Below are 22,292 nucleotides of genomic sequence, written 5' to 3'. Positions count from 1 at the left end.
ATCTCAGTTTGCCGAACAATCACTTAATGTATAATGATTATTTGAGGTGATGACGATGGCAAGATCCAAAGAATTTGAAGTTAATGAAGTATTAGATAAAGCAATGCATCTCTTCTGGACACAAGGATATGAGAAAACTTCAATGCAAGACCTGGTTGAGTTTATGGGTATTCATAGAAGAAGTATCTATGATACCTTTGGGGATAAACATGCTTTATTTATGAAAGCTCTGGAACGATATGAAACGAAGCAGACCAGCAGAATGAAGATTCTGATTGAAAAACAACAACCAATCAAACAATTAATCCGTGAGATGTTTGAGTTTACTGTAAGAAACGAAGGAGAACCTCTGGGGTGCTTTTTGGTGAATTCAGGTGTGGAGTTAGGTGTATTAGACACTGAAGTTTCATGCTTCGTGGGTGAGAGTTATGCGCGAACCGAGGAATGTTTGACTAACCTTGTTCTGGAGGGGCAACAAACGGGTGAGATTAATTCTGATCTTGACTCGGTCGTTATTTCTCATTATCTAATGAACGCTTGGCTAGGACTGCGTACGTTGGTTAAGACAACAACAGATCAACAAAAAATAATGAATATTATTGATATGACACTGTCTGCTTTAGATTAAACAGCAAGTTAGATCTAACTGTTTTTTTACACATTAGAGAACGATCATTCTAAAAAAATGTAGGAACCTAAGGAGAGATTATGATGAAATACACAGTGATTACTGGAGCAAGTTCAGGGATTGGATATGAAACGGCATTAGCATTTGCAGCACGTGGAAAAAACTTGATTTTGGTAGCTAGAAGATTGGATAAACTGGAGGAGCTTAAATCAACCATTCAGAGTATAGATCCCCAAGTAAATGTTATTGTTCAGACAAGTGACCTATCTGTTACAGATCAGGCTTATACACTATATAACAATCTGAAGGAATACCAGATTGAGACCTGGATCAACAATGCAGGGCTCGGTGAAGGTTCATCTATAGCAGAACAGAAATTAGATAAAGTTGAAACGATGTTACGAGTGAACATTGAATCCCTGACCATCCTTTCTACACTGTATGTGCGAAATTATGCTGAGGTTGAAGGTACTCAGTTAATTAACGTCTCTTCCGCACTCGGATATGCCATTGCTGTTGGTAGTGTTGCTTATTCTGCATCGAAATATTATGTTAGTGCCTTCACAGAAGGTCTTGCCAAAGAACTGGAACTGAAAGGTGCAAAACTAAAAGCGAAAATCCTGGCACCCGCGATAACGGAAACGGAATTCGTGAAGAGATCCATAGATGCTGAAGAATTTGACTACAAAGCAAACATGCCTAAGTACCACACGGCTAAAGAAATGGCGGGCTTTATGGTGGAACTGTATGATCACAACGAAGTGGTAGGGATCGTAGATCAGAACTATAATTTCAATCTGAGAGGTCCGATCTATCCAGTTATTTCAGAATTATAAATTCAATTCACATAGCTGTGGAATACATCAAAACAGCAGTGAATACCATTGGTGAAATTATGGACTACAACGAAAATCGGTAAGATAGAATTGCCCCGCCCCATCGACTCGCAATGGCACACATGACAGAGAGGATACACCTCTGGGTGGAGTCCAAGATGGTGAACAAGGTCCTGAACTTTATATCTACCTTGTAAAGGAATTAGCTCAATTAGATTTAGCTTTCAACAGAGGAGCTACACTAACATCAAGCGTGAAACGTGGCGTACAACTGAACATTGTACGCCATATTTTTAGTCTAATAGCAGAGGAAGAGGAAGATGATGAGAGCAGCTCAAATACAGAAGTATTCCAAAACCATTCATGTAGAATTAAACCGGATGGACATCCCTCATATCGATAGTCGAGAGGTCCTTGTCAAAGTAAAAGCTGCGGGTGTCAATCCACTGGATATCATGAATATGAACGGCAGCGTTCGGATGATTGCCAACTATAGGTTGCCTTTAACTCTAGGGAATGAACTATCTGGTGTGATTGAAGCTGTTGGTGAAGATGTTTTGAATTTTAAAATTGGGGACCCTGTGTACACAAGGTTGCCGCTGAATAAAATTGGTGCTTTTGCTGAATATGCAGCTGTGAATGAAGATGCTTTATCCATGATGCCCGAGAATCTATCTTTTATTGAAGCTGCTGCCGTGCCGCTTACTTCCTTAACTGCGTATCAAGCGTTACATGATGTACTTCAAGCCAAAACCAATAAAAAGTTGTTTATTCCTGGAGGAACCGGAGGATTCGGTGCGATGGCTATCCCCATTGCTAAGTCCATGGGATTAACGGTTATTACAAGTGGCAGTGAAAGAGGCAGATCACGTACATTATCAATCGGGGCAGATCAATTCATTAATTATAAGGAAGAACATTATGCTGACATCTTGTCCGATATCGATTATGTGATAGACACCTTGGGTGCCGAAGATATCAAAGCTGAACTGGGTATTCTAAAACCACATGGGAAATTGGTATCCTTGAAAGCTGGCCCTAATTATCGCTTTGCGGTTGATAATGATTTTCCGATGTGGAAAAAAGCATTGTTTGGTCTGGCAGGTGCTCGATTGGATTCTCTAGCGCGTAAGAATCAGAATGAATACCGCTTTTTATTTGTACAAGCCAGTGGAATTCAATTACAAGAGATCACAAGCCTAATAGAAAAAGAAGATATTAAGCCATCTATAGACTCAACCTACACGTTTGATGATATCGAAAAGGCATTGAATAAAGTGTCGACGGGTCACTCTCAGGGAAAAGTGATTCTGACCTTCTAAAGGTATTACGAAACCTGAGTCCCGTTACTAAGGTTGATGTTATTAATGAAGATCCACGTTCTTCTTTAGATATTAAAGAAAGAACGGGGATAGATACATATATGACTTAAACAACTCCAACTTTTTATTGTTATTAATTGACCTGAATTGTTTGAACGTGTTATTTTGACAATAGAATTTAATTGTGTAACTTACAAATGGAAGAATTCCTAAAGGTTTAGAAAAGGCAGTATCGCAGTAAATGGTTCAAAAATGAAATGATAAAATAAAGGTATGGTGACAAAATGGAAAAGCAAAACTTGGACTGGAGTAATCTCGGATTCAATTACAGAAAGACAGAAAAACGATATGTTTCAAATTTTATAGAAGGAAAATGGGATGATGGAATTTTAACAGAGGATACCAATGTAGTGCTCAACGAATCGGCAGGCGTTCTCCAATATGCGCAGACATGCTTTGAAGGTTTAAAAGCCTATACCACCCAAGACGGACAAATTGCTATTTTTCGTCCCGATTTAAATGCACAGCGCATGGAAGATTCCGCTATAAGACTTCATATGCAACCCTTTCCAAAGGATAGGTTTATAGATGCTATTGTCGAGACAGTAAAAGCAAATGCATCATATGTACCACCGTATGGCTCTGGTGCTACACTATACATACGACCTACTCTATTCGGAAGTGGTCCTGTTATTGGGATTAAACCTTCTGAAGAGTATCAGTTTAGAGTATTTACTACACCAGTAGGCCCTTATTTTAAAGGAGGAGCCAAGCCCCTTACCCTCTGTGTTAGTGATTATGATCGTGCTGCGCCTTATGGTACAGGACATATCAAAGCAGGATTGAATTATGCCATGAGTCTTCATGCGCTAAGGACAGCCCAAAAAAATGGATTTGATGAAAATATGTTTTTGGATGCTGCAACCAGAACCAAGGTTGAAGAAACAGGCGGGGCCAATTTTATCTTTATAACCAAAGACAATAAAGTTGTTACACCTAAGTCAGAAAGTATTCTTCCGTCCATCACCAGACGATCTTTAATGGTCGTTGCTGAGAAATATCTCGGCCTTGAAGTTGAGGAAAGGGAAGTTCTTTTCGAAGAGGTAAAAGATTTTGCAGAATGTGGTTTATGTGGAACTGCAGCTGTTATTTCTCCTGTGGGTAAAATAGATGACCATGGTAAAGAAATATATTTCCCAAGTGGTATGTCAGAAATGGGACCTATTTCAAAGAAACTACTAGAAACTCTTACTGGTATCCAGATGGGAGTTCTCCCAGCGCCTGAAGGCTGGATTACAAACATTACTATTGGCGGGGCTTAATGCCCCGCTTTTTTCTATTAAAATGTAAGGGTGCATAGAGGGAAAATCAAGATACCTATTCGATTTCATCCTTTTTTTCGACACACATAAACGTATGCGAAGGGAATAACCATGTTGAATAAACATTGCCCATGAGATTCATTATGTTCTCAATCACTATCTAACGATGTATTAAAACTTCATAAATTCCTTCGTTTTTATACCAGAGATTTTTCATGTAGATTGTGTATGATGGTCTGATGAAAAGAAAATGGAAAAATGTATTCGCTTTACATAACTGGTGCCTCCGCAGAAAGTATTGTAGAGTTGTAGGAGCAATTACACGATGAAGGTGAGAAATATGGAGATCAATAATATTCTTGTTGTAGACGATGAACCGGAAATTCGAGAAGCTCTCGTTATTTACTTAAAAAGCAATGATGTAGACGTATTTACGGCCTCTAACGGAGTGGAGGCACTGGAGATCCTTGAACAAGAAACGATTCATCTTATTATCATGGACCTCATGATGCCGCAGCTTGATGGAATCAAGACGACATTTAAGATTCGTGAAGATAAAAATATACCGATCATTATGCTCTCCGCCAAATCGGAGGATAGTGACAAGATTTTGGGACTTAATGTTGGAGCTGACGATTATATAACGAAGCCGTTTAATCCCTTGGAACTGATCGCAAGAGTCCGATCCCAGCTGCGCCGGTTTACGAATTTAGGTTCCTTTCACTCCATTGGAGAAGAGATCATTCAAGTAAAAGGACTTGTGCTGAACAAAAGCTCCAAGACTGTTGAAGTGGATGGAGAGGACGTTAGACTGACGGCGAAGGAATACAAAATTTTGGAGTTGTTAATGGAAAACAAGGGCAGAGTTTTCTCGATTGAAGAGATTTATGAGCGCGTGTGGAATGAGCCGGTCTTTGCTTCAGAGAATACGGTTGCCGTACACGTGAGAAACATTCGTGAGAAAATTGAGATCAATCCTAAAGACCCAAAATATTTGAAGGTGGTATGGGGAATTGGATACAAAATCGAGAAAAAGTAAAGAAGATCGAAAGATTGGAATCGACCTTCTTGTCATCATAATCGCAGTTATTATAGGGATCTTTATACTTATAAACGAGTATTTATATTTGGGGTTGAGTCTGAGATTTTCAACTTCACGTTTCATCTGGGAATTGCTTTCCAGTATTATCTTGGGTTTGTTGGTAGCCAGACTGTTTCGTTATTTTAAGGCACCACATAATAAACGTTCCTTCTGGGATGGCAGTGTGTTGATAGATTATTTTCATATTTGGAGAACCGGCTTTAGAGCCAGTCTGCAAAACGGGAGACTAACGTTTGGCCTCATTCTTATGTTTCTGCTGACCGCCTTAGCCGGCATTTGTTTTTGGGAGGCAGTCACATATTACGGACAGGGATGGCTCATTCTTTATTTGTTGCTATTTGTGCTGTTTCTGGTTCCTTATATGCTCTCCAAGCTTGGGCGTTTCATGGCCATCATCAATGGAAGTAAAGAGATTGCCAAAGGGAATATTCAGAACTCAATTCAAGATAACGGAAACGATTCTCTATCTGAACTTGCCGGCTATATTAACAATATGAAAGCCGGGTATCAAAGCGCGTTGGAACATCAAATGAAAAGCGAGCGGTTAAAAACGGAACTGATTACCAACGTATCGCATGATTTGAAGACTCCGCTTACTTCAATTATCAACTATGTCGATTTATTAAAAAAAGAAAATCATCCTTCGGAAACAACCCGAGCCTATATTGAAACGCTGGAACGCAAGGCGCTTCGACTGAAACTATTAATTGAAGACCTGTTCGATATCTCTAAGATGGCCAGCGGTACAATAGAGCTGGATATGGAGTATGTCGATGTGGCAACGTTATTGACACAAGCGATAGCAGAATCAAACACCCATATGGGACAAGCGTCGCTCGAAATTCGGGAGAGGATTGCCAAGTTTCCGATCCATGCAAATTTGGATGGTAATAAAATATGGCGTGTATTCGAAAATTTAATTAGCAACGCACAGAAATATTCGCTTCCAGGAACCCGCATCTATATTTATCTGGACGAGACGGATGATCTGGTAAGGTTTAAAATTCAAAACACCTCTGCCTATGAGATTGATTTTGATGCGGAAGAATTGTTTGAACGTTTCAAAAGAGCAGACGAATCCCGCCAGACAGAAGGCTCGGGACTAGGGCTGGCTATTGTGAAAAGCATCGTTGAGTTGCATGGAGGCAAGATTAAGGTCGAGATTCACGGCGATCAATTCAACGTTATTGTGCATTTACCCAAGAAGGGCTGAATGAATAAAAGATCACCAACATGATACACATGTTGGTGATCTTATTTTTTTGACGAACTAAATTCAAAGGTACTAACTCAATAACCCCCAACGAAAAGCATAGGCAACGACCTGTGTTCGATTTTTTGCACGCAGCTTAGTCATCAAGCTGCTTACGTAATCTCTTACTGTATACTCGCTGAGGAACAACAAGGAAGCGATTTTCTTGTTATCATAACCTTCCGCCAGAAGTTCGAGCACGGTAGACTCCCTTTCTGTTAAAGCGATGGCCATCGTTTTGGCGGTGTTTTCCTTCTCTTTCCTGGATAAAAACAAACCAATTCTCTTTCCCACTTGTTCAAGCAAATCCAGCTCATCCTTTGTGCAATTAAATGATTCTCCCATTTGGTCAAAAGTGACCCAGCCGTACAATTGATGATCGTGGGCAATCGGTATAAAAATAATCGAAGACAACTGAAATAACTGGATATGCTCGTCCCTTAAATAAGGTTTTGGGTCTTTCAAATAGATCGGTCTTTTAGAGTTGAAGATCAGATTTTGCTCAGTCAATTGTCCTTTCATGCTCTGAATTTTCGGAAGTTCTTCGCCAATGACCCCATAGAACTGGTTGGACCAAGGTACATATGCATAGAAGACACAGCGTTTATAATTGAAATACTTCTCACATTTTTTCAGGATAAAGGCGAGATCTGAAGCTCCGGAAGAACTGACTAGGAGTTGGTTTAATTGGTCCAGCAAACGCAGTTTTTTTAATTCTTCATTTTCCTCCGTTTCATGATTACCAGACACCGTATCAGCCCACTTATGAAAGCTATGCATCAGATACGAAAAGACAGATAACAGGAACATGAGCGGGTCCATCATCCGTTGATGTTTCAGTTGTATTAATAGTGTTATTAAAGCTTTTTCCAATATAATTTGAAGCCATTGTAAGCTTGCCATATTTAAAATGGTTAGCTGGGATTGAACCCAGGTATCCAAATAAGAAGAATAATGATTATCCATATGATCCAAGTCTGAATAAGTAAACATCTGAAAAAAGGATCTCATCAGTACTCCCGTTTCGTTCCGATGTGTCTCAGAGATGTTAGCTTCCGAGATCAGGTAAATATTTGTGTTTTCTTCGAGCTGTTTGCTATGCGTTTTGAAAAATAATACAAATTCCTGAAAAGTCATTTCAGTATATGGATGAAAATTTTGTGTCATAATAAGCCGTTCCCTTCAAGTGAAATACCCTACAAATGGGGGGGGATACAATCCATTATTACACAGAACTTTATAGGATAGTATTTCAAAATTAAAGGAGTAAGATTGAGGAGTACAAGTTCATGAATCTTACTATGAAGAAATGGAGCGGTTGAATCTTATGAAATTAAATGAAAAAGTAGCTATTGTTACAGGTGGTGCTAGTGGAATTGGTGAAGCCACCGTTCGCCTTTTCGCAAAAGAAGGAGCAAAAGTGGTCATTGCTGACTTCTCTGAACATGGTAAAGAACTAGCTGCCGAACTCAATGGGGAAGGTCATGATACGTTATTTGTCAAAACAGATGTGACTAAAGAAGAAGATATTAAACACATGATTAATGAAACCGTTGAGAAATATGGTAAGTTGGATATTATGTATGCAAATGCAGGGGTTGCCGATGACGAAGCCGCTGATGTATTGTCATATGATAAATGGAAACGAACCATCGATATTAACTTGTCAGGTGTATTTCTTTCCAATAAATATGCTATTGAGCAGTTCCTTAAGCAAGGAAATGGCGGCGTTATTGTTAATGCTGGCTCAATCCACAGCTTTGTTGCATTGCCTAAAACGACAGCTTATGCCTCGGCAAAAGGAGGCGTTAAACTGTTAACTCAGAATTTATGTACTGCTTATGCCAGTAAGGGAATCCGTGTTAACGCCGTATGTCCTGGATACATTGAAACGCCTCTCTTGAAGAACGTAGATGCAAAAAGCAAAGAATATTTAACTTCACTTCATCCACAGGGCAGACTTGGACGACCAGAAGAAGTCGCAAAAGCTGTGTTGTTCTTAGCCAGCGATGATGCTAGTTTCGTGAATGGTACTACCTTGCTTGTTGATGGAGGCTATACCGCACATTAATTCAGGTCAGATAAAAGATAATTTACCTGAAAACCAATTTTCAAATCGAAATAAACCTCTATATCATTGAAGACTTCTTCATTGATGTAGAGGTTTTCTTTTACATACGGCGGAGGCTATAGAAGATTCCTTAATTACCCTTTGACAGAGCATTAAGGTTTGCTGCATACTGACTTTATAAAGTTGTTTTATAAAGAGGGTTACAAAAAGCGCTGGCTACATTAGAAGGATCTACGGAAATACGGGAGGTGAGGGTTATGGTATATATAATTTTAGCAGTTATCATTTGGATTGGGGCATATGCGGCTTTGAAATCGTCGAATCAGCCTATAGAAGTGAAGCCAATTCGATCAATTAATGATCTCTTTGAATAGATAAAGGTTTTGCCATGAATACTTAATAAGTTAACTTTATAAAGATGAATAATAAATCCAACTTGAACTCGGAGGATTTTAAATGATTAAACTCGTAGTAACTGATCTGGATGGAACATTTCTGAATAATCAAGGTTCGTTTGATATTGAACTTTTTAATGAAGTACATGAAGAAATGCAAAAGAAAGGAATAACGTTTGTAGCCTGCACGGGAAAACAGTGTGAACGAGTAGAAAAGTTGTTTGGTGACCATGGAAAAGGGATTTGGATTCTTGGAGATAGCGCAGCCAGAATCAAGAAAGATGGAAAAGTCGTCAAAGAGTTTAGCATTGATCGCACACTCGTTCTGCGAGCAATTGAAGAAATTCAAGGTTTTGATCCCCACATGACAATCATTGTATGTGCAAGCGATGCAGCATACGTACATTCCTCTATCTCTGATGATATGTACAACGTAGTTAAAGGCTCTTATGAACAAGTCATAAAAATGGATTCCTTCTCCGAAATCGATAGTGATTTTATCAAAATAACCGTATTTGATACAGAAGGCAGAAGCACAATGCTTAGAAAACATGTGGAACAGACGTTAAATGGCCAAATCTACATTGTCGACTCTGAAGCCAGGTGGCTCGATATTACTGCTCTTCATACCCATAAAGGCGAAACGGTAAAAAAATTACAGGATATGCTGGGGGTAACTGCGGAGGAAACGATGTCGTTCGGTGATGGAGAGAACGATGTTGAACTGATGGCAATTGCTAAGTACAGCTTTGCTGTTAGCAATGCTTGCGAGAACACCAAAAAAGCAGCAAGTTTCATCACAAAATCTAATGAAGAAAATGGTGTTCTTATAACCATTCAAAAAATGATGGATTTACAGTAGGACTGCTCTAATCATTCAAATAGAAATTACTATATGACGAAGCCTGTGAATAGGAGCGTGGGATATTTGCGTAAAAATGTATATTTGTCAGGCTCTATACTTACTTCTGGGGAACGACGAAAGTTGGAACGGTTAAATACGATTATGGAAGCACACTTTTTAACCACACATCTACCACATAGAGACATAGAAAATCAATCTATACACTCAAAAAGTGGAGATGAAATGTTCAAATCTGCAGTTAAGGCAATAGAAGAATGTGATATGTTTGTCGCTGTTTTAAACAACAATGGCTTGAATTTAAGTAATACCTGCTGGGAGCTTGGTTATGCTTATGCGCATAAGAAACCAATCTTTTGTCTACATGAAGGTGAATTCAATATCAATCAATGGGGACATCTGATGTTGATGAATTCTTCAGTTGTTTGTCATAATGTGGAAGAACTCAAAGAACAATTAGATCTTACATTACAAAATGATAAATCTAAAGAAAGTAGTTCATATAACAAGAAATGATATCATCTCAGAGAATGAACTAGCTGAACAAATAGGTGAGATAGAAGTATCCTTAATGAATGAGAGTGATCATGAAGGTCATAACATGATTAGTTTCAACACATATAAAGTAGGTACAAAACTATTTAAAATCAAAAACAAATGCTATAATAAAAAAATCTTTTTCAATCTGATCGGAGGCAGACCATTGTAGAATCTCATTCCTTTTCCTGAATACAACTGAATATTGAAAAGGATGAGTACAATGCTTACAAAATCATTTCATAGACTCTGGCTTAGTCAGGCTCTATCTACTTTAGGAGACATCTGGTACATTTTGGCGCTTGTCGTCACGCTTTACCATCTATCTGGTTCTGCTACCGTAACGGCTTTGTATCCCCTACTTAGAGTTGCTGGTATGACAATCGGCAGCATCGCGGCTCCTCTTATCATGCGTAAGTTGCGCTTGAACCGCTTACTTGCATCTAGTCTTGGAGGGCAAACTATTGGCTTGGCATTGCTCACCATATATATGTTTCTAATGGGCAAAGACAATCCTAATATTGCTATATTGATCGGAATGGTTTTTGGGATATCAATTCTGGAGGGGGTAGCGGGCCCAGTAAGATCTTCTCTTGTTGCTCTAACCGTGCCTGAAGCATCGTTGCTTAAAGCGAACAGCGTGCTAGTGGGTATTGTACAGTCATGTTCTCTGGCCGGATGGGCGTTCGGATCCATGACAGTCAGTTGGCTTGGTGCAAGTCAAGTGCTGCTCCTTTCTACAATGTTATTAGGCGGTGCTTGGTTATCATCCTCCATGATATACGAAACCAGAAACAGCACACACCAAACACCAGTGGGTTCTTGGAGACGATCGCTTCAAGATGGATGGCAGAATTATTTTAGGTTACCGCAGTTACGTGTTTTGTTATGGATGGATGTATGGGAAGGCTTATTTAGAGGTGCATTCGCAGGGGCGCTATTGCTCGTGTTCGTAGGAGAACGACTACATGTGGGTGAAGTATGGTGGGGATGGATGAATGGCGCCAATTTAGGTGGATTCGTTCTCATTAGCATTCTTATGAGCCGTTTATCGAACGGAAACTGGAATCTAGGGGGCATGCTAGCGGTGGGCAGTGGATGCGTTGCTGCGCTAACACTCGCATTCAGTTTTTCTACTAGCCCGTTAGTGACACTCTTTATCATGTTCGCAATCGGGGCTTCTCAAGCCATAAAGGATTTAGCGGAACGTACTTCTTACCAAACAAGCGTTCCCGCTTCAGAGCTTCCACCGTTATTTGCGGCCCAATCATCACTTACCTCAATTCTATATGGTGTATCATTATTATTATCTGGTTGGTTAGCGGATACTGTAGGTATTCAAACGCTCTACATCTACGCATCAATTGGATTTTCTCTTTCCTTTATCGGTGCTCTTACGTATCGGATGAATGGACTAAAAGTAAATAGATACATCGATACGGAAGAAACGGTGAGTTAAGTATTCATGAAGTGAGATTTATATTCTATTTTGTCAGCTAAAAATGTTGAATCCTATGACGAGGCTATCCAGAACTTATGGATAGTCTTTCTTTATATAACATAGTCCCTTGATTTTTGAACAACAAAGCCTTCAAAATCCCCCTCTATCTCGATTATTGAGCGTCTACTTCAGATTCATTTCTTTCAGCAAAAACCTATCAATATTCACTTTGTTACTTTTTTAATATAAAAGTGTAAAATGTATGACGTAACTTTAATACACAATTATTTCAGTGTCAATACGCACTTTTAAGATAATTTATTTACGATGTGAATGGAGCATACAGAATCCAACACTTTTTAAACAAAAATGTTGACAAAGTAAAGGTCCGAAAATAAGATAGAAGCATTCTAAAAATAAAATTAGTAAAAAAAGGATTTTGTTTCGATATTTTATATGGAGTTGATGACTATTCATTCTACAGAAAAATTAATATTGCTGCAGCAGCAGAAATGGGCGGAGAAGGATATCCTGTTCGAAATGACATGTGATCGTACGCCAGAGGGGCATTTTCTCGATACATACATAGCCTTGTCCCAGCATGAAATGCTTATTGCAACAAGTCTCAAGGAACCGGATCACGAAAAGACCTTTAAGGGCTATTCGATCCCTGTCAAAAGTTATCCACGTCAGGATCCGCAGGAGGAGGGGAAATGGTCGGTTCAAACGTTGAAAATCAGTGGAATTGAATCCGTTTTCATTGTGAACCTTGTTGCATCCGGGATGCTTGTAATGAAGGCTCCAGACGAGCGAATCATAGCGGCGTTCACGAATGGACTGATGAGCAAGGCATCCAGGCTGGCAGCAATCTTTACGAAGCTGAAAAAGCAGGAGGAGGTGGACAGCGAGTTACTGAAGGATGATGAGGCAAATGCCTCTTGTCCCAAATGCGGGAGGATTTACCCGGAAGAAGGTCGAGAGATTTGCCCGAAATGCATGAAGAAAAGCGCATTGATCCTCCGGCTGCTATCGTTTGCCAAGCCCTATAGAGCCTCTTTGCTGCTCATTATTGTGTTGATGCTTTTAAATTCCGTGACTGGGCTTGTCATTCCATATTTGACGGGTACGGCCTTATTTGATCAGGCGCTAAAAGGCGAAGGATATTTTGGCGGACAGGTAGGGCTAGTCATCTTGCTAGTCATTATTTTTCGCACTTTATCTCTATTATTTGGTGTCTTCTTCGGAATCATCAATGCGAGGCTGGCCGCAAACATTGTTTTTGATATAAAATCTGTCATTTTTACTGCAATGCAGCGCTTATCACTAAACTTTTTCAAGCGGAAGCAGACCGGACAGCTGATGACCAGAGTTAATTACGACGCCGCTGAACTGCAAATATTTTTCATTGATGTACTGTCCTATTTTGTTGTGAATGTAATGAATATCATCGGCATTACCGTCATTTTGCTGGTATTGGACTGGAAGCTCACACTGCTATGTTTTTTGCCGATGCCGATTGTTATTTTTCTGGCACGCCAAGTATTCCCCAAGCTGTCGAGGCTATCATGGCGGATGAACCGCCAGGTATCATCATTGAACTCCATTATTAGTGACTCGATCAAAGGTGTCCGTGTCGTCAAGGCATTTGGCATGGAGCACAAAGAAATGCAGCGCTTCCAGCAGGCAAATGCGAACTTCTCCGGCTCGGAGCAAAATTATAACCGTTTGAGCGGTACGATCTTTCCAGTACTTAATGGGCTGACTCAAATGGGAGGTATGCTCATCTGGGGATTTGGAGGGTGGATGATACTCAAGGGTGAAATTTCGTTCGGGCTTATGCTGACCTTTGTCAATTATATGTATATGTTATATGGGCCCATTGAGTTTATGAACAATATTGTAGGCTGGTGGTCGCGTTGCATGACGGCTTCGCAGCGATTATTTGAAATTGTGGACGCAAGCCCTGATGTGAAGGAGAAGGAGAATGCGATTCGGATTCCAGTCATGAAGGGAGATATTCAAGTATCAAATGTTGTATTTGGCTATGAGCCGAATAAATCGAATCTGAAGAATGTTACGCTGCAGGTGAAGGCAGGACAAATGATTGGCGTCGTCGGACAATCTGGAGCAGGAAAATCAACTCTCGTCAACCTCATTTCCCGGCTATACGATGTGAATGAAGGTGCAATTACGATCGACGGAGTAAATGTGAAGGATTTGGCTGCTGAATCGTTGCGCTCCAATATCGGAATCGTATCGCAGGATGTGTACGTGCTATCAGGCAGTATTGCTGAAAATATTGCCTATGCCAAGCCGGATTGCAGTGTCATGGATATCGTTCATGCGGCGAAAATAGCCAACGCCCATGATTTTATTGAGAAGCTGCCGGACGGCTACGATACGATCGTGGGTACGGGCGGATACAATCTGTCAGGTGGTGAAAAGCAACGCCTCTCCATTGCGAGGGCAATTCTGCATAACCCAATAATACTGATTCTAGATGAAGCGACAGCTTCTCTGGATACGGAGACCGAGCTGCAAATCCAAGAGGCGCTGGATAAACTTATCAAGGGACGTACAACGATTGCCATTGCGCATCGGCTCTCCACGCTTCGCAATGCCGACTATCTGGTCGTGATGGATCAGGGCAAGGTTGTGGAAGAAGGAACACATGAATCGCTAATGAGTACCGAGGGCGCTTATTATCAATTGGTGAAAAAGCATGATGAAGCATTAAAAATAAGCGAGGTGATTTCAGCATGAGTTCGTCTGCATCACAGAAGAAGACAACTCCAGCCCAGGATACAGAGCTACAGAAGGAAAAGGGCGTGGCCGGTTCGCTGTCCGATGCCGCCGACATTCACTATCTCACAGAGGATAATGCAACATTTCATAAAACGGAAGGTCGGATGTTATCCGTAACGGTGGGGGAAAAGACGCATCCAGTCGTGTATGTACATTGCTCTTTCCCTCATACGAATAGACGCATGTATTTGTCCATCCGGACGGTTGAAAACAAGGAAATTGGTATGATCCACAGTCTGGAGGATTTTACGGAAGAGACAGCGCAGCTGTTAGAGGAGCAGCTGCAAATCCGTTATTTCACTCCAGAAATTAGCAGGTTGATTAACGTGAAGGAGGAGTTTGGCTACTCCTACTGGGAAGCAGAGACGACAGGCGGACTATGCCGATTCACAGTCAGAGGTGGTGGTGGCAACGCCAAGCTGGTAACCCCAGACCGACTGCTCGTCACTGACGTGGACGGTAATCGGTTTGTCATCCCAAATATAAATAAGCTGACAGACAAGGAATACCGGATGGTAGAGCTATGTATGTATGGTTAATCAAGTTGACTAGAGCGGACATGAAGGATGGTGAATGCCTATGGATTTGAATTTTTCGCTTGCAGAGCCGGATGTGAAAGCTGCTGTGCAGGCTGTCGGAACTGACATTGAATATTGTGTGCCCGCTAATCTGTCGCTACTTGGCTACCGTACGGCCGGATTTCTGGTTATCGGGCAGAATAAATGGGCTTACATCGAGCATGGTCAAGCGAAGGAAACCGGTATTATTGCTGACTCATGGGAGTACAAAGTCATTCCGCTTATCGGAAATATTGTGCTGGAGACCGAAGATGAGCAGGGAAAGCGTATCCTCGTCCGCTCCTCCATGGAGCATGCTCCACGCTTCGGTTATATTGCACAAGTGCTGAATGATAAATCAGCAGCCCGCAAAGTTCGGATTTTCAATAATGATGAGGAAAACGTCTGTGTTAAGTGCGGTGATCGACTAGTGCAAGGAACCCGTGTATGCCCCAGATGCATGAGCAAGTCCGCGGCGTTCAAAAAGCTGTTCGGTGTCTCGAAGCAGCATTGGAAGCCGCTGGCGATGGGTCTTATTGTCATGATAGCGGCTTCCGCTATTGCACTGGCAGGACCTTATTTTCAGGAAATTCTGATTAACGGTGTCTTGCAGCCGTCTGACGGACATAGTCCGAGCATGAAGCTGTTCTATTTCGCACTTGCCGCCATGATCGGAGGACTTGTGGCCGGAGAACTGCTGGCGATTATTCGGGCACGGGTCATGGCGAATGTCAGCTCCAATATTGCCGCCGATCTGCGCAAAATGGTGTATGAACGAGTACTGAGCCTGCCGCTTGGCTTCATGACCTCTCAACGGGCGGGAGATATAATGAACCGGGTAACGGCGGATACAGACCGGATTCGGCAATTGATTCAAGAGCTATGCACAACAGCAATCTATCAAATGATTTTGCTGGTTGCGGCTAGTAGCCTACTCTTCAGCGCTGACTGGCGCCTGGCATGTGTTGTGCTGTTGCCTGCCCCTATTGTCGCCTACATGAATATGTACATCTGGAAACATGTGCTCTGGAAACTGTATCAAAAACAGTGGGCAATCTACGACCGGGGGAGTTCTTTTCTGCATGATGTGCTGAGCGGAATCCGGGTTGTCAAGGCATTCGGCAAGGAAGCCACGGAGATCAAAAAATTCCGGTCCCATAACAGTGATTTTGCTGCCGCTACGATAAGAACCGAGAGTCTGTTCAACATGCTGGCCCCGATAACGAATTATTTAATTCAGCTTGGCCAATATGTTGTGTTGCTGCTTGGCTCTAACATGATTTTGAACAATCAGATGAATGTAGGTGAACTGATCAAGTTCAGCATGTATGCGTCCATGGTGTTTGGACCGATCGCCTGGATGATGTTCATGCCAAGATGGGTCTCCAATGCGATGATTTCCATTGACCGCGTTTTTTCGGTCATTGACGAGCAGCCGGATGTAGTGGAGACTGATAAAACAGTGAGACATACGATTCATGGCGAGGTTTCGTTCCGCAGTGTGTACTTTGGCTATAACTCCTATGAGCCGGTGCTGAAGGATGTGTCTTTTGATATTCGTAATGGGGAAATGATTGGGTTGGTGGGTCATTCGGGATCGGGCAAGTCTACCCTGATTAATCTGGTCTCCCGCTTCTATGATGTGAATGAAGGTCAAATTAAAATTGATGGTGTAGACATTCGGGACATCCAGAAGGATGACATTCACTCCCAGATTGGTGTCGTGCTTCAGGAGACCTTCCTATTCACAGGCACGATACTTGATAATATCCGTTACTCTAAGCCGCAAGCGACGGAGGAAGAAGTCATCCGGGCGGCCAGAATTGCTAATGCGCATTCATTTATTATCAATCTGCCGGATGGGTACGACACGCTGCTTCAGGAGAACGGGAACAATATATCCGGTGGTGAGCGCCAGCGTCTGGCAATTGCAAGAGCGATTCTGAATGATCCGCCAATTCTTATTCTGGATGAAGCGACTTCTGCACTCGATATTGAGACGGAAAGTGTCATTCAGACGGCGCTCCAGCAGGTAATGAGAGGAAGGACAACGATTGCGATTGCCCACAGGCTGTCAACACTCCGCAATGCCGACCGGCTGATGGTACTGGAGAAAGGCAAGATTGCAGAAATTGGCTCCCATGCCGAGCTAATAGAGAAAAAAGGCATTTACTACACACTGATTACAGCCCAGAGGGAGATGTCGAAGAAAGAGCAGACGGGGTAACTCATCCATCTCAATCCATTTTGTAGTTTGTTCGTCACATGTATGCTCCGGCAGCTGCGTTGTACTTAGAAATAGGAGGAACGCCGATGACCTTAAACAGGTAACCGGCGTTTTCACTTATTATTTCGGCATTTTGCTCTCATCCATGTAAAGCAGGTTCCAGCGGTGACCGTCCAGGTCGGCAAATCCTGCGCCGTACATCCAGCCGTCGATTTCACTCGGTTTGCCAAAGATGCTTCCTCCGGCAGACTCTACTTTTTGAATAAAGGTATCTACTTTTTCTCTGCTTTCAGCGCCAATGGAAAATATTACTTCAGCGCTATTGGAAGTATCTGCTGTTTTTGAACCTGTGAATTTCTCAAACGTCGACTCCGGGAACAGCAAAATCGTTGTTTGACCTATGGAAAGCTGGGCTCTCTCGTTCCCAACGCTCACCGCATGGAATCCAATTTCATTGAAAAAGGCAGTTGACTTCTCAACATCTTTGACAGGCAGGTTAATCCAGATCTCCTGTGACATGGTTGTAGCCTCCTAGAATATAATTTTAACTACGCCTACTATACTCTACTTTTGGCAGCAGATGCGAATCTTATCAAAGAAATAAATGAATGTTATTATTATGAATATTGAACAAATGGAGGGATGAACATAGATAAGAAAAAGTACTTTATCCTGATGCCACCGATGTTAATAATTGGACTGTTTATAATGTATTTTCTTCCAGTAAATCAGAGAGCTTATGTATTCTTAGTTCCTATTGTATTTTGGTTGACGTACTATATCTGGGTATTTGTTGAAAGAAAAAAATATAAAAAAACAGAATAGAAATTATAGTTTGAGAGGTGTTAAAATGGTTTCGCATCAATTGCTTACTCACGATACAATTCTTGAATTATTGCCCCACATTAATACAGAACAGAATTTGCTTTTTTATAGTTATTTAACGCAACGTAAGGATAAGGCTCAATATGTTGGTCAATTTACGAATAGTCAACTTACAGCCGTATTAGCTTATTTTAGCGAACTATCCTTTCCTGCATTTTCTTTCTTCCGAGTTGAAGATCGTGATATCTTTTTTCCAGAACTCATTGCTTTTACAAGAGAAACGATCCAACTTGACGAAAGTGCTGTATGTGGCACGATACTCTGTCAACAGGACCTTGAACTTTTTCAATCCTTCGGTCTCATCAAAGGAATTCCTCAACGTTTTTTAACTATGAAACATCAGGATGAATCGAAACTCCTTGAATCTAACATTGCAAAAAGGATAAATGAAAATGATTATTCTAAGGTAATTGATTTTTTACATAGTGGGGAAATGAGGTTTTTCACAAGGAGTGAGTTAGTGGATTATCCTTTTCTTGGAATTAAGGAAAGTGAAGATTTCATAGCTGTGGGCGGATACCATTTTTATGACTCTCAGCTAGTAGAGCTTGGGAACATTGTTACCAGGTTAGATTACAGAGGAAGAGGATTAGCTAAACGCCTAACAAGTGAATTGACACACCTCGGTAAAAAACTGTCACCAGATGTCTATCTGGGTGTATTGGCAAATAACTTGCCTGCTGTTCGCTTATATGAAGGCTTGGGGTATCAAACAACAACGGAACTTTCTATTGTGAATTTTACTTTATCCACGACAAAAATATAGTCTTAATTATAGTCGCTATTTCAGCGGCTTTTTTGTTTTATCGGTATAAGTATTTAAAGGAATGGGCCTCTTTTGCCGTATATCGGCGTTTTCTTTGATCGCCGTAATTAAAAACATTTAAGCAAATACATGCGAATTGGGAATTAAATTCAGTATAACTTATTCCAGAAAAACGAATGAATACTTAATGTCATCTCTATATAGTTCGTAAATAACTGTGAACAATACGTTAATTCATTGACAATGAGTGTTATATTTATTAAAATTCGAAAGGGCATCAGGGTAAAGCAGATATGAGTATCCTTATCATTGGTTTAGAATCTTAGCTTTTTAATCCTAATGACGAATATAGGAGCGGTAATATTACAATCCTATTACGATGATTAGGATTTTTTTGTTTTTGCTCTGGAGAATAATTTGAAAGTTGGAGGCTGGCTTTAATCATGGACAATTGGTTCAAACTAAAAGAAAGAGGTACGACTGTTTCAACAGAGATCATCGCAGGGATCACGACTTTCTTCACAATGGTATACATAGTTATCGTAAACCCGGGAATACTCAGCAGCACAGGAATGGACTTTAACGGAGTATTCATTGCTACGGTGTTGGCGAGTATTGTGGCGACGCTGATTATGGGAATCGGGTCCAATTATCCGATTGTCATAGCGCCTGGCATGGGTCTGAATGCATTCTTTGCCTATAGTGTAGTTGCTGGATATGGGGTGTCTTGGCAGGTTGCACTAGGAGCTGTATTTATAGCAGGGCTTTTGTTTATTATTTTATCGCTTACTTCATTTCGTTACATGCTGCTTGATGCCATTCCTGCGAGTCTTAAGCACGCGATAACAGCAGGGATTGGATTGTTTATTACAACGGTCGGCCTGCAAAATTCCGGGATTATTGCCGATTCAGAATCAAATTTGATTACGATCGGGAACTTGGCAGAGCCTATGACTTACCTGACCATTATCGGTTTGATTATCACGGTTGTGCTTATGGCTTACAATGTAAAAGGTTATCTGTTCATCGGAATGGTGGTAACAGCGGTTCTTGCCTGGATCATGGGACTATTTCAAATGCCGGAGTCGATTGTATCCTTGCCGCAAGGCCTCACGTCAACGGCTTTCCAACTGGATTTGGCAGGCGTATTCTCTAATGGTTTGTATACCATCATATTCACGTTCCTGTTGATCACGCTGTTTGATACGACGGGGACAATGCTCGGCGTTGCTGAACAAGCAGGACTGCTGAAGGAAGGTAAGTTTCCGCGCTCACGCGGCGCCCTATTGGCAGATGCTGTAGGGACTACGACTGGCGCTTTGCTCGGAACAAGCCCAACATCGGCTTATATCGAGTCCAGCACAGGGGTGGCTGCAGGAGGAAGAACAGGACTGACGGCGGTTACGGTAAGTGTACTGCTTGCTCTTACTTTGTTCTTTACACCTATCGTTAGTGTGATATCAGGTATCCCGGCGATCACTTCTCCGGCACTGATTATTGTGGGTTACTTTATGATTAGCGTAATCAGCAAAATCAATTGGAAGGATCTCGAAGAAACATTTCCTGCCTTCCTGATTATCATACTTACTCCGTTGACGCACAGTATTGCGACAGGCATCGGCGTAGGCTTCATTTTCTATCCGGTACTCAAGCTGCTTCGCGGAAAGGGTAAGGATGTTCATCCGATATTCTACATTTTTGCGGTATTGTTCTTCATCCAGCTTGTATTCCTGGACCACTAAGAAACGGTTTAATCCAAATAAGGAGAACTGCTTATATAAAGGCGGCTCTCCTTTTTTATATGTAACCCTCGGTTTAATCCTTTAGAGAAGAATTCTTCTTCGTATTTAATACCTCAAATGCTTCTATTAAAAAATCCATAGTATGCTTAGGCACCAACGACTCATAGGGTTTTACGTTTTTATACAGTTCTTCGTTTACGTAATGGAGTATCTGCAAATATGCCATGCAACTGCTGTTGTAGGAAAGGATGGTCTGGTTTAAGATCCTTTACGATAGCTCGATGGACAAGCAATAACAAATTGTAAAGTTGTCCATCCAAGTACGTTTGCTTAGAGATATCCTCTGGAAACACCTGATCAATAATATCTATAGAGACATACTTTTGAAGCAGCTTTTTTTGAGCCTCCTCAACATGCATGGAATTCATAAGAAGTATGAGTATTTCAGAGTTTATTCAAAACAAAGTTCTTGTACCAAACAGAGGGCAAGAACTTTGTCTCATAACTGATTAGGTGTAAAAAATAATGAATATAATTATGCTTACGGGCAATTCTAACCTCAAGAATGAATGAAGAAGTATCCAGGATGAGGAGGGGAAAGTTATGATCTACAAGCCAGCATTATTGATCATAGATGTACAAATCGGATCATTTATGAATCCTCTCTTTATACATAACAGTGAAAAATTATTAGATAATATCAAACAACTTATTACGTGGGCCCACATAAGTAAGATTCCAGTCATACTTACGCAGCATAATGGGAAATTAGGGACGCTAACCTCAAAAAAATCCTCAGGGTGGAGTCTTCATCCCGCCTTACCCTTGATCGCTCAAGATGTGAAAATTGAAAAGGACTTTCCAGATTCATTTCAAGATACCACCCTTGAATCACATTTAAATCAGCTAGACGTTAATCAACTGATTGTCGCAGGAATTCAGACTGAGATATGTGTTGATGCTACATGTCGTAGAGCATTTAGCTTAGGATATGATGTTATTTTAGCCAAAGATGGTCACAGTACTGCGGACTCTTCCTTTTTAATTGCAGATCAAATCATTACACATCATAATATCCTTCTACAAAACTGGTTTGTTTCTTTAAGCGATACCCAGGATATCATAATGTCGATTTCACGATGAGACCCTTCGTGAACACCTTGCTGAGACGGATCTAAAACTTAAGGGCTTAGAGCAGTTTCGTGGAGAAATCGAGTCCCTTATTCATTATTTTGAGCAGTGGTTGCCGCGTTGGATGCTGGAATTTCTCATTTAAATACGGCTGATTTTTATAGCAGCGGACATAATGAAATGCTTATTGGTGAGGCACTTAAAGGCAGCCAAAGAGAGAAGGCTTTTTTAGCTGTAAAGTTTGGAGCATTAGTGGCGCTAGACGGATTCATGTACGGCCTGGAAGTTAGGCCTCAACATATAAAAAATTATCTGGCCTACACGCTAAAACGGTTAAACGTAGAATATATCGATCTTTATCAATCCGGTCTCTGGATGTCCAATTTATTAAAAGTGACCTGAAAAGAATTG

The 22,292-nt window shown here is 41.1% G+C and carries 19 protein-coding genes; 17 read left to right on the top strand and 2 right to left on the bottom strand.

The window, feature by feature from the left end:
• Positions 1–55: 55 nt before the first annotated feature.
• The 6 genes from BLV50_RS07645 to BLV50_RS07620 all read left to right on the top strand — a co-directional run bounded on the left by BLV50_RS07645 (position 56) and on the right by BLV50_RS07620 (position 6,423).
• Positions 56–628 carry a TetR/AcrR family transcriptional regulator gene (locus BLV50_RS07645; RefSeq protein WP_072733122.1) on the top strand — a complete coding sequence of 191 codons (573 nt, stop codon included), beginning with the start codon at positions 56–58 and terminating at the stop codon, positions 626–628.
• Between the two features lie 83 nt (positions 629–711).
• Positions 712–1,464, top strand: a complete 753-nt coding sequence (locus BLV50_RS07640; RefSeq protein ID WP_090806790.1) for an SDR family NAD(P)-dependent oxidoreductase — start codon at positions 712–714, stop codon at positions 1,462–1,464.
• Between the two features lie 323 nt (positions 1,465–1,787).
• Positions 1,788–2,786, top strand: a complete 999-nt coding sequence (locus BLV50_RS07635; RefSeq protein ID WP_090806788.1) for an NADP-dependent oxidoreductase — start codon at positions 1,788–1,790, stop codon at positions 2,784–2,786.
• 284 nt (positions 2,787–3,070) lie between these two features.
• A complete protein-coding gene (locus tag BLV50_RS07630; protein ID WP_063563680.1) occupies positions 3,071–4,108 on the top strand; it encodes a branched-chain amino acid aminotransferase in 1,038 nt (345 codons plus the stop codon).
• Between the two features lie 340 nt (positions 4,109–4,448).
• Complete coding sequence (locus BLV50_RS07625; protein ID WP_064640817.1) at positions 4,449–5,147, top strand: response regulator transcription factor; 699 nt, start codon at positions 4,449–4,451, stop codon at positions 5,145–5,147.
• Positions 5,122–6,423 carry a sensor histidine kinase gene (locus BLV50_RS07620; RefSeq protein WP_090806786.1) on the top strand — a complete coding sequence of 434 codons (1,302 nt, stop codon included), beginning with the start codon at positions 5,122–5,124 and terminating at the stop codon, positions 6,421–6,423. The genes BLV50_RS07625 and BLV50_RS07620 overlap by 26 nt, the downstream gene beginning before the upstream one ends.
• Before the next feature lie 72 nt (positions 6,424–6,495).
• On the opposite strand, the gene BLV50_RS07615 is transcribed toward BLV50_RS07620, so the two are convergent.
• Positions 6,496–7,455: a LuxR C-terminal-related transcriptional regulator gene (locus BLV50_RS07615; protein WP_256337887.1), complete on the bottom strand. Its 960-nt coding sequence runs from the start codon at positions 7,453–7,455 to the stop codon at positions 6,496–6,498.
• A 334-nt stretch (positions 7,456–7,789) separates the two neighbouring features.
• Between BLV50_RS07615 and BLV50_RS07610 the strand changes: the two genes are divergently transcribed.
• From BLV50_RS07610 to BLV50_RS07580, 7 genes are all read left to right on the top strand, one after another.
• Positions 7,790–8,533, top strand: a complete 744-nt coding sequence (locus tag BLV50_RS07610; RefSeq protein ID WP_090807539.1) for an SDR family NAD(P)-dependent oxidoreductase — start codon at positions 7,790–7,792, stop codon at positions 8,531–8,533.
• Between the two features lie 456 nt (positions 8,534–8,989).
• Positions 8,990–9,790, top strand: coding sequence for an HAD-IIB family hydrolase (locus BLV50_RS07605; protein WP_090806784.1), 801 nt, complete (start codon positions 8,990–8,992; stop codon positions 9,788–9,790).
• Between the two features lie 66 nt (positions 9,791–9,856).
• A complete protein-coding gene (locus BLV50_RS07600; protein WP_063563684.1) occupies positions 9,857–10,306 on the top strand; it encodes a nucleoside 2-deoxyribosyltransferase domain-containing protein in 450 nt (149 codons plus the stop codon).
• 244 nt (positions 10,307–10,550) lie between these two features.
• Positions 10,551–11,786, top strand: coding sequence for an MFS transporter (locus tag BLV50_RS07595; RefSeq protein ID WP_090806780.1), 1,236 nt, complete (start codon positions 10,551–10,553; stop codon positions 11,784–11,786).
• Between the two features lie 447 nt (positions 11,787–12,233).
• Positions 12,234–14,531 (top strand): ABC transporter ATP-binding protein, encoded by a 2,298-nt coding sequence (locus tag BLV50_RS07590; RefSeq protein WP_090807537.1) that lies wholly within the window; start codon positions 12,234–12,236, stop codon positions 14,529–14,531.
• Positions 14,528–15,112 (top strand): DUF1854 domain-containing protein, encoded by a 585-nt coding sequence (locus BLV50_RS07585; RefSeq protein ID WP_072733115.1) that lies wholly within the window; start codon positions 14,528–14,530, stop codon positions 15,110–15,112. The genes BLV50_RS07590 and BLV50_RS07585 overlap by 4 nt, the downstream gene beginning before the upstream one ends.
• A gap of 40 nt (positions 15,113–15,152) precedes the next feature.
• Complete coding sequence (locus BLV50_RS07580) at positions 15,153–17,357, top strand: ABC transporter ATP-binding protein (protein ID WP_090806778.1); 2,205 nt, start codon at positions 15,153–15,155, stop codon at positions 17,355–17,357.
• Positions 17,358–17,477: 120 nt separating this feature from the next.
• Here BLV50_RS07580 and BLV50_RS07575 read toward each other — a convergent pair whose 3' ends face one another.
• A complete protein-coding gene (locus BLV50_RS07575) occupies positions 17,478–17,876 on the bottom strand; it encodes a VOC family protein (RefSeq protein ID WP_090806776.1) in 399 nt (132 codons plus the stop codon).
• Between the two features lie 331 nt (positions 17,877–18,207).
• On the opposite strand from BLV50_RS07575, the gene BLV50_RS07565 reads away from it, so the two are divergent.
• From BLV50_RS07565 to BLV50_RS07545, 4 genes are all read left to right on the top strand, one after another.
• A complete protein-coding gene (locus BLV50_RS07565; RefSeq protein WP_090806774.1) occupies positions 18,208–19,008 on the top strand; it encodes a GNAT family N-acetyltransferase in 801 nt (266 codons plus the stop codon).
• Between the two features lie 443 nt (positions 19,009–19,451).
• Positions 19,452–20,750 carry an NCS2 family permease gene (locus tag BLV50_RS07560; RefSeq protein ID WP_063563691.1) on the top strand — a complete coding sequence of 433 codons (1,299 nt, stop codon included), beginning with the start codon at positions 19,452–19,454 and terminating at the stop codon, positions 20,748–20,750.
• A 603-nt stretch (positions 20,751–21,353) separates the two neighbouring features.
• On the top strand, positions 21,354–21,893 hold the full coding sequence (locus tag BLV50_RS07550; protein ID WP_063563693.1) for a cysteine hydrolase family protein: 540 nt from the start codon (positions 21,354–21,356) through the stop codon (positions 21,891–21,893).
• Positions 21,894–21,989: 96 nt separating this feature from the next.
• Positions 21,990–22,283, top strand: a complete 294-nt coding sequence (locus tag BLV50_RS07545; protein WP_256337886.1) for an aldo/keto reductase — start codon at positions 21,990–21,992, stop codon at positions 22,281–22,283.
• Positions 22,284–22,292: the final 9 nt, after the last annotated feature.

This window comes from Paenibacillus sp. 276b (assembly GCF_900107875.1).
GTDB classification, from domain to species: Bacteria; Bacillota; Bacilli; order Paenibacillales; family Paenibacillaceae; genus Paenibacillus; species Paenibacillus marchantiae.
This window is presented reverse-complemented; position numbering and strand designations above follow the sequence as displayed.

Coding starts and splice junctions, on each gene's coding strand:
- BLV50_RS07635 (WP_090806788.1), top strand. CDS start 1,788: ATGAGAGCAGCTCAAATACAGAAGTATTCCAAAACCATTCATGTAGAA.
- BLV50_RS07640 (WP_090806790.1), top strand. CDS start 712: ATGAAATACACAGTGATTACTGGAGCAAGTTCAGGGATTGGATATGAA.
- BLV50_RS07610 (WP_090807539.1), top strand. CDS start 7,790: ATGAAATTAAATGAAAAAGTAGCTATTGTTACAGGTGGTGCTAGTGGA.
- BLV50_RS07645 (WP_072733122.1), top strand. CDS start 56: ATGGCAAGATCCAAAGAATTTGAAGTTAATGAAGTATTAGATAAAGCA.
- BLV50_RS07560 (WP_063563691.1), top strand. CDS start 19,452: ATGGACAATTGGTTCAAACTAAAAGAAAGAGGTACGACTGTTTCAACA.
- BLV50_RS07590 (WP_090807537.1), top strand. CDS start 12,234: ATGACTATTCATTCTACAGAAAAATTAATATTGCTGCAGCAGCAGAAA.
- BLV50_RS07605 (WP_090806784.1), top strand. CDS start 8,990: ATGATTAAACTCGTAGTAACTGATCTGGATGGAACATTTCTGAATAAT.
- BLV50_RS07580 (WP_090806778.1), top strand. CDS start 15,153: ATGGATTTGAATTTTTCGCTTGCAGAGCCGGATGTGAAAGCTGCTGTG.
- BLV50_RS07595 (WP_090806780.1), top strand. CDS start 10,551: ATGCTTACAAAATCATTTCATAGACTCTGGCTTAGTCAGGCTCTATCT.
- BLV50_RS07625 (WP_064640817.1), top strand. CDS start 4,449: ATGGAGATCAATAATATTCTTGTTGTAGACGATGAACCGGAAATTCGA.
- BLV50_RS07550 (WP_063563693.1), top strand. CDS start 21,354: ATGATCTACAAGCCAGCATTATTGATCATAGATGTACAAATCGGATCA.
- BLV50_RS07575 (WP_090806776.1), bottom strand. CDS start 17,876: ATGTCACAGGAGATCTGGATTAACCTGCCTGTCAAAGATGTTGAGAAG.
- BLV50_RS07565 (WP_090806774.1), top strand. CDS start 18,208: ATGGTTTCGCATCAATTGCTTACTCACGATACAATTCTTGAATTATTG.
- BLV50_RS07630 (WP_063563680.1), top strand. CDS start 3,071: ATGGAAAAGCAAAACTTGGACTGGAGTAATCTCGGATTCAATTACAGA.
- BLV50_RS07585 (WP_072733115.1), top strand. CDS start 14,528: ATGAGTTCGTCTGCATCACAGAAGAAGACAACTCCAGCCCAGGATACA.
- BLV50_RS07615 (WP_256337887.1), bottom strand. CDS start 7,455: ATGTTTACTTATTCAGACTTGGATCATATGGATAATCATTATTCTTCT.